General features: G+C 59.3%; 13 protein-coding genes and 1 pseudogene. 4 read left to right on the top strand and 10 right to left on the bottom strand.

Translation table 11 applies throughout. The annotated features are described in order from the left end of the window. Positions 1 to 41: 41 nt before the first annotated feature. Entirely contained in the window at positions 42 to 461 is a 420-nt protein-coding gene (locus ABE493_RS01540) for a DoxX family protein (protein ID WP_346496615.1), read from the bottom strand. 26 nt (positions 462 to 487) lie between these two features. Between ABE493_RS01540 and ABE493_RS01545 the strand changes: the two genes are divergently transcribed. Further along, entirely contained in the window at positions 488 to 829 is a 342-nt protein-coding gene (locus ABE493_RS01545; RefSeq protein WP_346496617.1) for a hypothetical protein, read from the top strand. Positions 830 to 1,503: 674 nt separating this feature from the next. Then, on the top strand, positions 1,504 to 2,568 hold the full coding sequence (gene tssA, locus ABE493_RS01550; protein WP_346496618.1) for a type VI secretion system protein TssA: 1,065 nt from the start codon (positions 1,504 to 1,506) through the stop codon (positions 2,566 to 2,568). 36 nt (positions 2,569 to 2,604) lie between these two features. On the opposite strand, the gene ABE493_RS01555 is transcribed toward tssA, so the two are convergent. From ABE493_RS01555 to ABE493_RS01580, 6 genes are all read right to left on the bottom strand, one after another. Next, entirely contained in the window at positions 2,605 to 3,399 is a 795-nt protein-coding gene (locus tag ABE493_RS01555) for an OmpA family protein (protein ID WP_346496620.1), read from the bottom strand. Continuing rightward, positions 3,399 to 4,382: a type VI secretion system-associated protein TagF gene (gene tagF / locus ABE493_RS01560; protein WP_346496622.1), complete on the bottom strand. Its 984-nt coding sequence runs from the start codon at positions 4,380 to 4,382 to the stop codon at positions 3,399 to 3,401. The genes ABE493_RS01555 and tagF overlap by 1 nt, the downstream gene beginning before the upstream one ends. Then, complete coding sequence (gene tssM, locus ABE493_RS01565) at positions 4,379 to 8,098, bottom strand: type VI secretion system membrane subunit TssM (protein ID WP_346496624.1); 3,720 nt, start codon at positions 8,096 to 8,098, stop codon at positions 4,379 to 4,381. The genes tagF and tssM overlap by 4 nt, the downstream gene beginning before the upstream one ends. A 15-nt stretch (positions 8,099 to 8,113) precedes the next feature. Further along, positions 8,114 to 9,502: a hypothetical protein gene (locus ABE493_RS01570; RefSeq protein WP_346496626.1), complete on the bottom strand. Its 1,389-nt coding sequence runs from the start codon at positions 9,500 to 9,502 to the stop codon at positions 8,114 to 8,116. 79 nt (positions 9,503 to 9,581) lie between these two features. Further along, entirely contained in the window at positions 9,582 to 9,842 is a 261-nt protein-coding gene (locus ABE493_RS01575) for a PAAR domain-containing protein (protein ID WP_346496628.1), read from the bottom strand. Between the two features lie 101 nt (positions 9,843 to 9,943). Next, positions 9,944 to 10,537 (bottom strand): M15 family metallopeptidase, encoded by a 594-nt coding sequence (locus ABE493_RS01580; protein WP_346496630.1) that lies wholly within the window; start codon positions 10,535 to 10,537, stop codon positions 9,944 to 9,946. 660 nt (positions 10,538 to 11,197) lie between these two features. On the opposite strand from ABE493_RS01580, the gene ABE493_RS01585 reads away from it, so the two are divergent. Together ABE493_RS01585 and ABE493_RS01590 are read left to right on the top strand one after the other, a co-directional pair. Further along, a complete protein-coding gene (locus ABE493_RS01585) occupies positions 11,198 to 11,770 on the top strand; it encodes a hypothetical protein (protein ID WP_346496632.1) in 573 nt (190 codons plus the stop codon). Between the two features lie 198 nt (positions 11,771 to 11,968). Further along, positions 11,969 to 12,775, top strand: a pseudogene (locus tag ABE493_RS01590) (formylglycine-generating enzyme family protein). Here ABE493_RS01590 and ABE493_RS01595 read toward each other — a convergent pair. The 3 genes from ABE493_RS01595 to ABE493_RS01605 all read right to left on the bottom strand — a co-directional run bounded on the left by ABE493_RS01595 (position 12,750) and on the right by ABE493_RS01605 (position 15,456). Further along, the gene (locus ABE493_RS01595; protein WP_430980690.1) at positions 12,750 to 13,037 is read right to left on the bottom strand and encodes an integrase core domain-containing protein; all 288 of its coding nucleotides are present in this window, start codon (positions 13,035 to 13,037) and stop codon (positions 12,750 to 12,752) included. The pseudogene ABE493_RS01590 and the gene ABE493_RS01595 overlap by 26 nt on opposite strands. A gap of 186 nt (positions 13,038 to 13,223) precedes the next feature. Continuing rightward, complete coding sequence (locus ABE493_RS01600) at positions 13,224 to 14,063, bottom strand: DUF6708 domain-containing protein (RefSeq protein WP_346496634.1); 840 nt, start codon at positions 14,061 to 14,063, stop codon at positions 13,224 to 13,226. Between the two features lie 298 nt (positions 14,064 to 14,361). Further along, positions 14,362 to 15,456 carry a hypothetical protein gene (locus tag ABE493_RS01605; protein ID WP_346496636.1) on the bottom strand — a complete coding sequence of 365 codons (1,095 nt, stop codon included), beginning with the start codon at positions 15,454 to 15,456 and terminating at the stop codon, positions 14,362 to 14,364. Positions 15,457 to 15,506: the final 50 nt, after the last annotated feature.

The following is a 15,506-nucleotide window of genomic DNA, read 5'->3' on the forward strand; positions in this document are numbered from 1 at the left end:
CTGCGTTCTGCACTAGCGCAAAGGCTTGCGGGCAAGCACGTTCATGACCGGCTGCTGGTGAGCGCATAGCGGCCACCGCCGGTGACAACCAGCAACAGCAGGCCGCTGATGATGGACAGGTTTTTCAGGAACTGCAGCAGGTTCATTGCTCTGTCGGCACCTTGCATTGTCCAGAACGGATGGCCCATGCAACTGGCACACAACACGAACACCGCAAGCAACAAGGCCAAAGGCCGCACCCACAGGCCCAGAATCAGGGCGATGCCCACGCCAAGCTCCATGGCCACTGATATCGCCGCCGCCAGCTGCGGTACGGGGGCATGCAGGGAGCCCAGATACCCCACGGTTGCCTGAAAATCGGTCAGCTTGCCAAACCCCGAGTACAGGAACATCACCATCATCACCACGCGTACGAACAGAATCATTCCGTCGCGGTTTCGTTCCACCAGCTCATCCAACATGCCATTGCTCCCGATCGCTGCACTGCATGGCGGCCGAACCGGTCGCCGTCCTTGAATACGCCCCTGCGCGCACTCTCTACTCTGCCCGTCAGCTCCACCAGAACACGCTGCTGCCGAAGGCAAACTTCAACCATTGGCCTTACGCGCCTTGTTTGCGACTCTTTTATTGCAGCAACATGCTGCAAGCACATCTGCACGGGACCGTTGCACCTGCGCTTCTGCACAGAAACATGATTACGCCATCGCAGCTGGCCATGCCTGAATTGGCTGCCCGCACACGTACAAGTCGGCAAAACTGCAAACCTCAGCGCCGTCTCGAAGAACAACCGTTCTGCGGTTTGTTGCAGGCCATCACGCACAAGCGATAGACAGTGTTCGAAGGCTGCACGAACGCCGCAACAATTCACCACAGCTGGCGCAGCTGTGCCTGCAAAACCAGGTGTACGACCCGGCCAGACAAATGTCTGCAGGATCGATGCATCGGTCTTGCCGATGCGCAGAATTGTCATTCATCGGGAACTTGCACAGGAAGGACACAGCGCTGGCATTGAAGACGGAGTTCTCTCCAATGCGGCCTGCAACGCTTGCGCAAAGGCAGCAACAGACAGATTGTTTGCGCCCGTAAAACCCATGCATTGGAGAGCAGGATCCCAGGTTCACTGCCACGCGCGCACGGCAGTTGTGCAGCGCATGGCGTCTACCTTTACCTGCACGTCTAAACGATCCCAGCAATGAACGCCTGTAGTTGCCGGGATGCCGCCGGAACTGGTTGCTGTGCTGGCAGCCACCGCCCGCAACGGACGCGGGCTCCGCTCCAAACGATGCCGCCCATATCGCAGAGACACAAGAAACGTCCTAATCCTGCGAATGGAACGTTGCCGTCGCGGCCAGCAATCGCATGGCTCCATGCACCCCACGCCCCAGCTGAACCGGGCTGGGCCTCGCGTACTGGCATATCGAATTTCCAGCCTGTAACCGGCCTCCACATTCTTCCAGCCATACCCGCGTTAGAATCGGCCCGTAACCCACAATGAGATTTGCCATGCTGGATCAGGATGCCCTGCTGGCCCCGATTGCCGGACACGCGCCGACAGGTGAAGACCTGTCGTTCTCGTCCGAGTTTGATCGGATCATCGAAAACCGTCGTGCCGACGACCCGACCCTGGATCAGGGCGCGTGGCAAACCGACATCAAATATGCCGATTGGGGCAGCGTGCTGCGCGACTGCAACCAGCTGCTGCAGACCCGCACCAAGGACCTGCGCCTGGCCGGCTGGTTGTGCGAGGCGGCGACGCAGCAGGAAGGCTTTCCCGGGCTGGCTGCCGGCTTCCGGGTGACCGCAGGCCTATGCGAGCGCTATTGGGACGATGTGCATCCTTTGGCGCCCGATGGCGACTACGAGGAACGGATCGGCAATCTGAGCTGGCTGCTGACCAATACCTCGCAGTGGCTGCGTGCAATACCGCTCACTTCCGCCCCGCAAGGTCGTTTCAGTCTGGCCGACTTCGAGCACGCGCACGCGGGCAGCAGTGACCATGCCGACGGCCGCCCCAGCCTGGAGCTGCTGGAGGCCGCACGCCGCAGCACCTCGCATGATGCTTACCGCCAGCTGGTGACCGCCCTGCCCGACTGCAGCCTGGCGCTGGACGAACTGCAGGCTGCGGTAGACAGCCGCCTCGGCATGGATGGCCCCAGTTTCAGCTCGGTGCGCGAGCAGCTCGATCACCTGCAGCGCACCGTCCGTCGCTTCGCGCGCGAGGCGGGCATGCTGCTGGATGGCGAAGTAGGCGATGTCGCGGATGAGCAGAGCGATACGTTCCCAGCGCCCGCCGCCGGTGCAGCCGAACCAGCACTCAGCAACGCCGTACCGCGCGGCCCCGCCGGCGCTCCGGGCAGCCGCAAGGAAGCACTGGCACAACTGCGCCAGGTTGCAGAATTCTTCCGGCGCACCGAGCCGCACAGCCCGGTTGCCTATCTGGCCGAGAAGGCCGCCAGCTGGGGCGAAATGCCGCTGCATGTCTGGCTCAAGCGCGTGATCAAGGACCACACCACGCTGGAGCAGATGGAAGAAATGCTGGATGTGAAACAGGACAACGACGGGCTTTGAGCCCGTCGTTTTTCACGCGTCGACAGCCCGACGCGGTTACTGGATCTTGAACTCGATACGGCGGTTGCGCGCGCGACCGTCGTTGCTGGTGTTGTCTGCCACCGGTTCATCCGGCCCCTTACCCAGCACATCCATATGCGTGTTGGGGATGCCCTTGGCCATCATGTAGCTCTTCACCGCTGCGGCACGCGCATGGCTCAGCGAAAGATTGGACTCGCGCTGCCCCACATTGTCGGTATGGCCGATGATCAGGAAGCGGCTGTCCGGCATCTGCGCCATCTTGGCAACCATCTCATCGAGGATGCTCATGCCGAATGGCGTCAGTTTGGCACTGCCGCTCTGGAACTCGATGATGCGGTTGGCCAGCGTCTGGTCGAGCACGCCCTGCTGTGAGCCAACTTTCAACGCATTGCTGACGGTGTAGCTGGTATTGCTGGCCAGGCTCAGGTCGCTGGCCACCTGCTGGCGCAAGGCCTCATTGGCGACTTCGCCGGTCACCCGTACCGACTGCCCGTTGACCTCCAGCTTGCCGGGCGACACGCGCTTCAAGCCCGTGTTGATCATCCCGGCCACGTAGTCGCCCCAATTCGGCGGCGTGGCAATGCTTTCCACCTGGATGCGGTCAACGACACGCTCGGCACCGTAGACCGCGCGCAGGTTGCCCAGCAGTTTGGCCTTGGTGGCCTGATCCGGAACCACACCTTCGATCACCACCGGCCGCTCAGCCGCGGGCACGTTTGCCGCCGGCGCAGGGGCGGCGGTCTGCGCGAAGGCCGGCGCAACCACCAACAGCAGCGCGGCGAGATAAGTAACTTTGGACAAGTGCATCATCAGGTTCCCAGAAAAGTCTCACCAAACAGCCGGCGCGCGGTGACCAATGCAAGGTCGTCACGCTCAAGGAAGCTGCCGAAGCGGTTCAAGTTGTAATCGCCATGCAGGTAGTCATCCACCCACTCCGAATGCTGCAGGTGGATCAGGTAGTCGCCCGCCTCCGAAGGATCCAACGCCGCGCGCAGCACCATGCGGTCGGCGCCGTTGAAACCGATCACCATATTGGGCTTGGCATCATTGCGGATCAGCACCGCCAGCTCGAAGTCGCCGCGGCTGACGAAACTGGAAACCAGATCCAGCCAGAACGCAGCCACCAACGGCCGGTACGCCGGATCGCGCACCAAGGGCAATACCAGCGCCTTGTCGATGTTCACTTCGCCGCCGCTCAATACCGGCTGCAGCAGCAGGCCCAATGCGGGCAATACCTGCCGCAATGCCACATCGCCATGGCCGGCCTCGCGCAGGCGCTGCTCGAAACTGGCGATGGTGGTGCTTTCCAGGAAGTCGTGGAAACTGGCGTTGTAGTCAGCCGGGTCGGTGCTGATGCTGAAGCGCGCTTCGGCAAGTTGACTCAATGCCTGGGTGGCATCGGCGTCCTCGTTGGCCTGCCTCGCCAGCCTTGCCAGCCCGGACCAGGCGTTGGACAGCGCCAACGGGCTGCGGCCAATGAAAGGCAGCGGCTCGGGGGCTTCCAGACGCAATGCGGACAACAGCGGGAAACGCCGTTCCGATGCATCGCGGCTGGCCAGGAAATGGCCGCAGACCAGCATCTTGCTGCGCGAGCCGAGAAACGCATAGTTGATCTCCGGCGCCTCGTCGTAACGCTGCTTCCAGTCCGGGCTCTGGCTGAGCAGTTCCAGCGACTCACCGGCCCAACGGTCCAGCCAGCCCAGCAATTGATGGTTATCGGCTGCGCGCACGAAGTCGCCGCGCGAGGGTACTTTCCCGAAATAGGAAACCCCGGCACTGACGACGCGGCTCATCGGCCACCTCCCGCTGCCTGCTGCGCCGCTGCAGGCGTGGCTGCAGGTGCTGCGGCCGGCGCGGCGGTTGCCGCAGCAACAGGCGCGCCGCCTGCCACCTTCTCCGGCAACTGCAGACCGCGCTGCCAATCACTGCCATCCGAGCCGGCACCGGCGCGGCGTACAACCCGCATTTCCACCGTCACCGCGACGCCGTCGCCTTCCCAGGTGATGCGGCTGGAATCGTCAAGACGCTCGTACTGGCCTTCGGACATCAGGCGCTTGAAGCCATTGGAACCCGGCGCATTGAACACCTCCACCGTACGCCCGTCGCCGGTCACCGCCGAGATTTTCACCCCGGGGATCTGCCCGGCATTCGGGTACTGCATGGTGGTCCACTGTGGCGGGGTGTTGCGGTAGCGCAGCTGCTGACCATCGATTTCGATGGTGTATTCCACCGCGCCGGTAGCCGGCGATGGCAGCAGTTCGAAGATCGTCGTGTCCTGGGCCGCACCGGCCGCGGCACCGCTTACCCAGTTGCCATAGTTGGCAACCAGCTCCGCCGACAGATTGATGCCGATCCCGGCCCAACGACGCGCTTCCAACAAGGGCCCGCGCTGGATGACCAGGGCCCCCATCGCATCCTTGTTGAAGTTGGCGATGCTGCCGCTGGCGCCAAAAATAGCGCCGATGTCGCTGGCGGCGGCATCCACGTCCGAGTTCAGGTTGAACGGGTATTGCAGGCCAATGCGCGCCTTGAACGGATCATAGACCTGCGCCTTCCAGCTCTTGTTGACCTCGTCCTCGGTAGGCGGCACCAGGACGGTGAACGTCTGCGTCAGCGGCCGCAGCAACAAGGGCCGCAGTGCTTCGCGCTGTTTTTCATCCAGGCCATTGAGCACCTGCTCGTCCACCAGCGCCAAGGCGACGCTCAGCTCGGAGCCTTCGTTGCTGAAGGTGTCCTGCATCAGCTTGCGCGCGCCGACGCCGACGTCGCCCTGCGACTTGATGGCGTTCAAGCGCGCCCGCAGCTTGCCCAGCGTCTCGAAGTAAGCCGCAATCACCGCCGGTTGGTCGCCGCGCGGCATGGTCAAGCGTGCAATGCCCTCAAACGCCTTGCCAATCGGCCCGACCGGCGCTGCCGCAGCCGCAGCGGCCGGATCCTTGCGCAGGATGGTGCGCTGGAACCAGGCCACGAAGCCCTTGCCGGATTTGCTGGAACGCGCCTGCGCGGGCGGGTTGTCCCAGATGGTCTCTTCGTTGATCTTCTCCAGCAAGGTGCGCAGCGGCGAGTTGCTGGCGTCGCCAAGGCGATTGATGCGCGCGGTGGCTTCATCAAACGTATTGAACTCGGCAATGCTCAGGCCCTGGACGAACTTGCCCCACTCACGCGCGTATTCCTGCTTGTACAAAGTGACAAGCTCGCGCGAGACATGCTCGGGGCTTCCAGCCAGGGAGAGATCGCTCTGCTCGGTGGTACCCAGCACCCAGTCGGTGGTGCTTAGCTGGGTGTTGGCTGCTTCCTTGATGGCGTCCTGCACATAGTCTTCCCACGCCTTGCGGCTGAACGCACCGGAGATGGCGTAGCTGCCGTTGATCAGGCGCGCATTGCGCTCCTCGCCCACCAGCCCATCGACGGTTACCGTGCCGAAGCGTGCGCCTGCCCGTGCCTTGATCTGCGCGAACACCCGTTCCATCGCCGGCTGGCCCTTCATCACCTGCGACAGCGCCTGGCGCGAATCGGTGACCAGGGTGACCTTGTTCTGCACCTGCGGCCAGCCGGGCTTGCCCGCCTGTGCCACGTAGAAGGTCATCAATTTTTCGGCAGCCCGCACCATTTCCTCGCGGCTCATCTGGCCACGGTTGGCCTCCAGCCAGCTGCGCCAGAACAGCGTCAGCTGCTGCGACAGATGTGCGCCTTCCACATACTTAGGATTGCCCAGCATCAGATAGGTCTTGAGTGCGTTGTACGCATCGTTGGTGCTGGTGGGTGACGCGTTCTGATACAGCGTTTCGCTTTCCGCCGCGGTGGCATTGGCCTGACCGAGCTTGTCGCGTTCGGTAACCACCTGACCCAGATAATTTTCAAGATTGGAGACAGTCGGCGCCAACATCACCTGCTGCATGCCATGGTTGTACTCGCGCAGCAGCTTCTCGCGGATGGCATCGCCCTGGTACAGACCCAGGCTGGTGGTGATACCACCGTCCTTCTTGTAGCGGTCCAGCTGCTCCATCCGGTCCTGCAACAACAGCAGTGCATCAACGCGCGATTTCAGGTCCATGCGGTCCTTCTGGATGCGTACGGCCTGGTCGAGATCCTTGGTAGCGTTGGCCACCAGCTGCGCATTGGTCGTATAAGACCAGGTCCACAGGCCCAGGCCCAGCGCCAGCACACCCACCGCACCCAGGAACACGCCATAGCGCAGGCGATTCTGGTGCGGGCTTGCGTACTGCCGCACCAGCCCGCGGTCGGCAAAGATCACCTTGCGGAACAAATCCTTGAGGAAGAACGCGGTCTGCCCGCTCGGCGCCTCGTCCACGTTGGAACCGCGTTGCAGGCCGAACTGGCGGCCGACGCGTTCAGATGCGTGATGCACCGAGCGCCCTTCCTGCAGCGCGCTGCTGAAATAGAAGCCACGGAACACCGGCTTGAACTGGTAAGGGTTGTCTTCAAACAGCGTTGCGATGAAGGTACGCAAGGCCGGCTTGATGCCCACAAACTCCAATGGCAGCGACAGCAACCCGGGCGAAACCTCACGCCCGCGCTGCATTGCCATATGCGTCAGGCTCATTTCCTTGATGCCTTCGGCCAGCTCATCAAAGTGCGTATCGAAGGCGTTCAGCGCATCGCTCTGCTGCTGCACGTCCGCTGGCAAGGTGGCACCCCAGACGTTCTCGCGCTCACCCGGGTCAAGGTTGCCGAAGAATTCACTGAACCCGGCGATGAGATCGGCCTTGGTGAACAGCACATACACCGGCGCGAATACCTCCAGCTGCTCGGTGATTTCCTGCACCCGCTGGCGCAGGTTCTTGGCCAACTCCATCGCAAATTCGGGCTTGCTGCCAGACAGCTCGGCAATACTGACCGCAATGATCACCCCGTTGATGGGCGCGCGCGGACGGTTTTTCTTCAGCAAGCCAAGGAAAGTGAGCCATTCCATGCGGTCTTCGGTGCTTACCGAATAGCGACCTGCCGTATCCAGCACGATGCCATTGGTAGTGAAATACCAATCGCAGTTGCGGGTACCGCCAATGCCCTGGATGACATTGCTGCGATTGTCCTCGAACGGAAACTGCAATCCCGAGTTGAGAATCGCCGTACTTTTGCCCGCCGCAGGATTGCCGATGATCACGTACCACGGCAGCTCGTAGAGCGCGGCATTGCCCTTGAGCATGCCCATCCGCGAGGACTTGATCTGCTTGACCGCATCCAGCATGCGCTTGCGCAGGGCCTCGGTGTCAGCGCGCTGCGAGGGCTGCGCATTGGCCACGGCCTTGTCCGCTTCACCCTGCACCATCGCCTCGACGCGCCGTGCTGCCCGCCGCGCCATGATCCGTTTGATGATCCACACGATCAATGCAACAACCAGCAACGCCGCCAATACGATCGCTGCCCAGATGCCAATCTGCCTGGCCTCCGCTTCGCCATACTTGGCCAGCCCAGCGGCGCCGATAAGACCGATCACCATCCAAAGGCGATAGTCGCGCAGGTAGTAGCTGAAATTACTAAAACTCATGCAGGAATCCAGGGTTTAGTTGACTGCTGGCATTTCAGCCACCAAGGTCGGGGAAGGAAGCGGCTCTACGAGACCAAACAGACGTTGTTGCGCGTCGGCAACGCCCAGCAGCAGCACCGGCTCGGGCTGCCGCTGCAGCTGTGCATACGCCAATGCCAGCTGGGCGACAGGCAACACCGGGCCAAGCTCACCAGAACACAGCGCCAGGGCAAGACTTTGTGAACTGAAGTCCAGATCAGGGTTGATGGCAGCGGTTACCGCTGCGGTATCAACGATGGACGCAGGCCGTTGGTCGGTGTCATGCAGCACAAACTGCAGCCGCGAAACATCTGCAAGCAACGGCTGCAACCACTGCTGGGCTGCCGCTGCGAGCTGCCGACGGACTTCGGCCGGGCGGCTGCCATAGGCAGCGTCCAGCCGTTCAAGCTGCGGCCGCCACAAACGCCCGGAGCCCTCGCCTGCCAGCGCGAGGCTGGACAACAGCACGCCTGCTGCACCTTCGCCGGGCACGTAACCCTCGGCCTGTTGTGCGCTCGCCAACAGCCCGCGCGCCATCCAGGCGTTGATGACCGCAGCGTCAATGGCCGAATAACAGGAAACCAGCAGATGCCAGCGCGCCGGACCCGTGTTCAGAGCATCAACAACACGCTGCAGATGCGTCCATACATCACCGGGACGTTCGAACACGCTTACGCGTACATCAAACCGGCGCGCATCCAGACCGGCGTGCACGGCCTGTTCCTGCAGCCACGCCTGCGCCCAGTGACGCAAACCATCCGACCACTGCGGCGAAACTATCAGCTCAACACTGAGAATATTCTCAACCCGCTCTTCCTCGCGGCGACGAAGGCCGGCCACCACCACTTCTTCACCAGCAACCACTGTCGGCATCACCGCATAGGCCGCGTCCAGCAGTTGCTCCAGAACCGGTTGCAACAATGCCATCGCGCGCCGCTCATGTGCTGCGGTGTCGATATCGCCTTCGCGCTCGGACAGCACCATCCATTCGTCAAGATCGGCAGCTGCACTGACACGTATCGGAAGATTGTTGGCATCGCGGAAGCGATTATCCAGCTGCGGCCGCGGCGGTGCTGACGCAACAGCCAACAGTGCACCAGCGTCTGCCGCTGCACCCAGACGGATGCTTGCTGCGCTCAGCGCAACTGACGGTACCGCGCCAGCAGTGGACGCCACCGTCGCAGCCGGCTTTGCCTGGTCATTGTCTGCACTTGCTTCAACAAGCTTGCCCGCACCACGCACGAGCGCGCCGCGCAGCATGTAGCCCGCGCCACTCAGGCCCACCGGCAATACGCCAAGATAGGCCAGCATCTGCATGCCGCTAGGGGTAGTGCCACTACTACGCCAATACATGATGGCTGCCGCCCAAGTGGCGACAAAAACCATCAGTACGCTCCCCGCGTTCTTCAACCATCCTGCCATCAGTCGCCGTGCTCCATGCCTGCTCCTGTACTGCGTGTCGCAATCAGCCCAACCCAGTGCTGCTCTGTGTTGCCATCAATGTGGCACCACACGCAGTGCGATCTCCGTCACGTGCAACAGGCTGCCCATCGATCACGACGGTAGCGTCACCACTGATGATTGAAGTTGGCCCGTGCACCGCACAGATTGCGCGGTCCCCAATGCGGGAAACTGGTTTGCCATTGACGTCGGTCTGACCAGTGCCAGACACCACGCTACCGCCATGACTCAATTTGTCGCCGACAACGATAAACGGTCGTGCCATGCATCATGCTCCTTGATTCGCCGTGACCCGGCCTTTCCATCGCCCCTGTCCAACGGCGACCCGAGTCATCACCGGCTTACGATACCAGCACTTGCTGGCGCTTATAAGCCTTGGCGGCGCAGTTCATCACGCTTTGCGTTGCGTGCTGCCCTGCAGCGATCCGTTACTTCAACATGCACATAGTCCTTCAGGCTGCGCCAATTGCCGCCCCAATCCAGCCCCGCCTGTTCAGCAAGTTCGCCATAGAGAAAATAGCCGCGCCGGGTCCACGGATCTTCCATGTCCCATTGCAGACGCCCGTCACGAATTGGCGCGCTATCCACGCCCAACCCGTATTGATGGCAGCTCTGCCAGGCACCTGCACGGGTTGCCTTGCCGCCCGCCATCAACTCCGCCTGGCGCTCTGGGCTTCGATAGCCTTCGATCAACACCATCTCGTAACCATACTGGCGACGCATCACTTCGTAGATAGCCAGAACGCGTTGCTGCAGATCCGGATCAATCTGATTCCATTTGCGATCAGCTGTAACTATTTCTGGACGCAGGCGGCGTATCTCGGTGGTGGTGAACACTTCCGGCGGCGGCGCAGGTGGCGGCGTCAGCCGTTCACCGCGCAACAATTGCGCAACCATCGAGCCCGACTCGGCAAGATCATCACCGCGGAAATCAGACAGCACCACGGTCTGCCGTGACATCAAAATCACCAACGGAGGAATGCACAGCAAGCCTATCGCGACCGCCAACACAGGCCAGTGACGACGCAGCGCAGCACGCACACTCACAACCTCTTCACGAACCCCACTGCGCACACGCGCAGCGCCCTGCCCCGCGCGATCGCCCGCACGCCCAGCGCGCTGCCGCGCCGCAGTCCAACGCGCCTGCAGGCGCGCAAACACCGGACCCAGGGACTCAGGAAACAACAACCCCCAACAGAGCAACGCGACAAGCAACAACAGCACAATGGCTACAACGAGAATTACAGTCACCGGTCCTCCATGACGACCAAGCTGGTTGACGCATCGAAAGGCTTACTCTACAAATGCGCGTATTCGTTTCGGCACTAGCCGACTCAAACCAAGGGCTGGAAGCACTTGAATAATGGCGGAATCAATCGGCCGAGTCTGCTCTCAGGGGGAGCGCAGAACAACGGCCCGGCACCGAACACGGGCCGCATTCTCGCAGACATGGAAGGTCGACAGGTTGCCGCATCATCGCGCGCCACCAAAGACCGGCCAGTTCACAGCCGGCGCGTCTGGCTATGGGCTGGCGCATGCTGCGCACTTCTACTGGCATTCACTACAGCAACGCTGTGGTGGTTCTCAAGCAGTGCATCGCAGGATAGCGCGGAGTACTCGTTGAACCCGGATGCAAATCCAGATTCGTCTGGAAGTGCAACAGGCCACCCAGATGCACCATCAGCAGCCCCGAACGACGGCGCTGCGATGATTGTGGATGCACCGGAAACCGCCGACGCCAAGAGCCGCAATGCTGCAGCAGCGCCGCAGGCTACCAACGCGGCCAATGCCGCTCCTGCGCCTGCCGCTACGGCAAGAGATGCTCGTGCGCAACGCGCAACCGCATCGGCGCGCCCCGCAGCAACAGGCCGAGGCCAGGACGAGAACCTGCTTGGCACATTGCTGGGCATCATCAAGGAAGAGGAAAGCAAGAAGAAGAAAGCTGCAGCGGCCTCGCAGCCTCAGACCATGGATGATCTGATCGCAAAGATTGAAGCAGACGACAAGAAGCGTGCCGATGACGAACGCGTCGCGTTCGAACAGGTGGGAACGCGGAGAACTGCTTCAACCGAATCCACCATCCAAACGCAGCTGCGCGCGTGCCCTGGTGCGAACACCACCAAGGGCCTGGAGTGCCGCGCGAAGATCTGTGCTGGTGTACGCGGGAAGGATCCTGCCTGCCCGGCGATGTGATGAGCATCGATTTCGGCACCGCGCTTATCGAGAACGTTCGACGCTTCCATGAAAATAAGAACTACGCTTCTGCTGTGCAATGCGCTGATCTGCGTGAGTTTCGCTACCGACTGCCATGCGCAACCCGTAGAGACAACGGCGAAATCAAGCCCAGCCGAAATTCAAAGGAAAGTTGAAGCTCTTAAAGCTAAAACCTTGATGGACTTGGTCAGCATCAAAGGCGGGACGTTCATGATGGGAGACTTTGGACCCATTGACCCCCGCGCAAGCATGCCCTACTCAGGCGATCAAAACGACGACGTGCTTCACGAAGTTACGCTGAGTGACTACTCACTAGGAGCTTATAAAGTTACCTATGAAGACTTCGATGTTTTTACCGAAGCAACCGGAAGGGAAAAAATTGCCCAGCAAGAAATGGATCCCCCTTACCGCACCCTACCAAATATTGCAGCAGGCGTAGATTGGCAAGGAGCAAAGAATTATTGCCAGTGGATCGGGCAACAAGTAAGAATACCCATGGACTTACCCACCGAAGCGCAATGGGAATATGCTGCAAGAAATCGCGGAAAGATGATTGTATGGCCGACCGACACAGGGGTCGTTGAAAACGGGCGAAATGTTGCGAATTTCGCTCACTATGCCGAATTTAGCAGCCAGCATAAATAAACAGGCGATTCCTCCTCGATAGGTTTGTTCCCCGCAACTCCTTTGGGCTTGTATGACCTGATAGACCATGGGTTCGAGTGGGTAGGAGATTGGTACTCCCCGAACTATGAGCCTTCGAAAGCCATCAATCCTACCGGACCCACATCGGGGTCCGAAAGAGTCCAGCGTAGTCATTCAAGCCATGGCGGGGACACACTAGCCATAGTTTCAATGACAATTACACGCTTCCATTCCAACCCTTCTCCGCCACCTCAACAATCGGCGCTCTTCGAAAATTCAACAATCCCCGTGAATCAGAACAGTTCGAATACGTTTAGATGTGTATCGCTGGATAACTAGACGTTAGGTATTGCCAACTCCCCGCGGCTCGATGCCAGGCTGATTTAGAGGTTTCCGATCCGCGGTACTGACGGAACTCAGCGTGCGTCGGCCCGCGAAGACCTTCATGAGGCCTCTCGGTGTTGTAGTCGACCAACCACTGTTTTGCCGATTCGCCTACTTCTCGGAAATTGCGGAAGCCGTACATATCCAAAACGCGCCGACAGACCCTGCCATTGAAGCGTTCGATGAAACGGCTATGCATCGGCCGTCCTGGCTCAATGAAATCAGTGCGATGTTCTTGCGCTCAGCCCATTCCGCCAACGCCAAAACGATGAACTCTGGACCGGTGTCTAGTCGAAGTCTTTGCCGGATAGCCATGCTACGCAGTAGTTCGCTCCAGGGTGCATCACCCTGGTAGCAGATAGGTTTGCCGAGCCCGAGCAAGACAAGAAAGGCCCTATACCTCTTATTTACGGTCTGGAGTTCCATGCCGCCGCTGCCGCTCACGATGAAGCTCTCTCATTCGTGCCACCACATCCGGTCGTTCGCCAAACTGGTCGATATAGTCAGGCTCTTCCCAGCGCCCCTTATCATCTGGATCGAACCCACTGTCCGCAACAGTGGCGGGGGAAAAACGGGGCACCGCGCATGTCGCCATAACCAACCAACGAGTCAGTGCCAACATCCCATACCAAGGAAACAGAATATACCTCAAAGGAAATAGCGACCGACCGAGCAAGAAACACGTCCAGCGATAGGAGTTTTTGAAGCTGTTTTTCATCGACAGAGTAATCACCCTATCCGATTCGTGAGAAACAGCACGATCGGGCCCGCCTTCCATATACCTATTGATGAATTCCCACCGCCCGCGCACTCGCATAGGGTCATCAGTAAAAGTACCTACAGTAAACGTATCCGTGATGATCCCATTCCTATTTAAAATATGGCAACGAAGGTCGCACAGACTTTTGTTCTGGGTTCCCCATCCCACAAAGAAGAACAGGCGATTGCTTCCCCACGGAACAACGACCTCACCGGTGCCGCCGTTATTCCTAAAAATATGAATTTTTCTTGTCAATCTATTGAATCTAACAGGATAGTATCGATATGCAAAGAAATCGTACTTCAACACCAAGTTCCAAAAAAATAGTATCAAGCCGCCCATTAATAGTAGAAATAAAACTACAGCCAAAAAATCAGCCCATGTCGGACTCGCTGGAAAGACTGAAACGACAGCGCAAATAGCGATAACTACGCAAAGAAAGCTAAAAGCGCCTGTTACTAACGTAGGTATAAAACCTTTCATTGAAAAAGTTCGATCTACGAACTCCGCATAAGTTGAGTTAAGGGATACCAGTGAAGCGGAATCATCTGGATGCAGATCACCCCTCGCGCCCAGAGCGAGATGCTCTGTCTTTTCGCGATTGACGAGCCCTCTCTCAACCTCAAACTTTGGATGCCAACCTGTCAGCATATCAACCTACCCAATTGAGCAAACACGCTTCCGGTATATAGATTTAGTACTCATAACCGCTAATACAAAACTATTTCGCGTCAATCTTGATAATCATCCGTCGGACGCCAATCACCAATGAAGCATTGCCTCACCCGCGATTCAATGCAGAAAACCAGGGTGGCACTCCGAGCACCGCAAACATCATGAACACAATTACCGTGCAAATCGCGCCAAGCACGAGCCAACGACGGTTCAAATATCCAAGCTTACCGGTATAGGCGAGGCGCTCCGAATCTGTGCGTTCTCTCACACGGAACGAACTACTAAAATTGGCTGCAGACATTTCGGCCTGGATATCCTGCGGCCAGTCGGGCTTTGGAGCAACTCGGAAAATCCAGAACCCCGCTCGTTCGAACCAATACATTAGCGCGCCAACCACATGGACATAGACCATCGGGAACACACCTGGCTTGACCCGATGTCGATCATCAATCAAATCACCAAATAGCCTTCTGTCCAACAATGCGAAATCCGCGCGGGCATCGTCGGTCGGCGGCATTGGGTCTGCCGCAGGCAGATCCTCCAGATCGCCATCCATATAGGCGCGAATGAACTCCCAGACCATCTCCGGTGCTCGATAGTCGCGATACGGCTGCGCCAGAGGTACGTACGATCGGATAGACCGGTTGGAGGCATCCATATCGACTACGGCAAGCACATATCCGGTAGCGGCACCGGCCACGCTATAGCTTCGGGAGACCATCGAGACAGGATGCGCCTTATCGTATTCAAGAGCGACCCATCCTGCTTTAGGTCCTATCCAACAATAGAACTTTCTTAGCCTTCTGCTCAGCACCACCGGGGGCGAAAGAGTGCGCCTGACGGACGTAACGGACCATGCGATGAACATCCCAGAGATCAGGAGAAGGACCGCGTATGCACCAGCAAGGTGAGGCCAGAAATCTTCGCGAGAAAGTACCCCGCCTAACGCGACGTCGGCAAGCACCATGCTAATGCCTGCGCATCCGATCACCAAACCCAAAACGAACGCGAATCCGCGGGTGGAGGCTGAGTTGGTCAACGAGAAGACCACAAACGAATCGTTGATGGATTGAATGGCCTTCACGGAGGCTGGCTTGAGGCGCTGCGCCTCGTCGGAGGCATTCAACAGCATCCCCCAACCACCACTCTTCGCGGGAAGTTCAGCCATCCCAGACAATAAATCACTGGCAAACAGTTTCATTCACTTCGCTCCCTCGATTTTTTTTAAATCAAGACCACCGAAGGACTGCG

It is taken from the genome of Stenotrophomonas terrae (genome assembly GCF_039674165.1).
GTDB lineage: Bacteria > Pseudomonadota > Gammaproteobacteria > Xanthomonadales > Xanthomonadaceae > Stenotrophomonas > Stenotrophomonas terrae_A.

Excerpts from the sequence above, each read along its gene's own strand:
- ABE493_RS01540 (WP_346496615.1), bottom strand. The coding sequence starts at position 461 with ATGTTGGATGAGCTGGTGGAACGAAACCGCGACGGAATGATTCTGTTC.
- ABE493_RS01545 (WP_346496617.1), top strand. The coding sequence starts at position 488 with ATGGCGGCCGAACCGGTCGCCGTCCTTGAATACGCCCCTGCGCGCACT.
- tssA (WP_346496618.1), top strand. The coding sequence starts at position 1,504 with ATGCTGGATCAGGATGCCCTGCTGGCCCCGATTGCCGGACACGCGCCG.
- ABE493_RS01555 (WP_346496620.1), bottom strand. The coding sequence starts at position 3,399 with ATGATGCACTTGTCCAAAGTTACTTATCTCGCCGCGCTGCTGTTGGTG.
- tagF (WP_346496622.1), bottom strand. The coding sequence starts at position 4,382 with ATGAGCCGCGTCGTCAGTGCCGGGGTTTCCTATTTCGGGAAAGTACCC.
- tssM (WP_346496624.1), bottom strand. The coding sequence starts at position 8,098 with ATGAGTTTTAGTAATTTCAGCTACTACCTGCGCGACTATCGCCTTTGG.
- ABE493_RS01570 (WP_346496626.1), bottom strand. The coding sequence starts at position 9,502 with ATGGTTTTTGTCGCCACTTGGGCGGCAGCCATCATGTATTGGCGTAGT.
- ABE493_RS01575 (WP_346496628.1), bottom strand. The coding sequence starts at position 9,842 with ATGGCACGACCGTTTATCGTTGTCGGCGACAAATTGAGTCATGGCGGT.
- ABE493_RS01580 (WP_346496630.1), bottom strand. The coding sequence starts at position 10,537 with ATGTCACGGCAGACCGTGGTGCTGTCTGATTTCCGCGGTGATGATCTT.
- ABE493_RS01600 (WP_346496634.1), bottom strand. The coding sequence starts at position 14,063 with ATGAAAGGTTTTATACCTACGTTAGTAACAGGCGCTTTTAGCTTTCTT.
- ABE493_RS01605 (WP_346496636.1), bottom strand. The coding sequence starts at position 15,456 with ATGAAACTGTTTGCCAGTGATTTATTGTCTGGGATGGCTGAACTTCCC.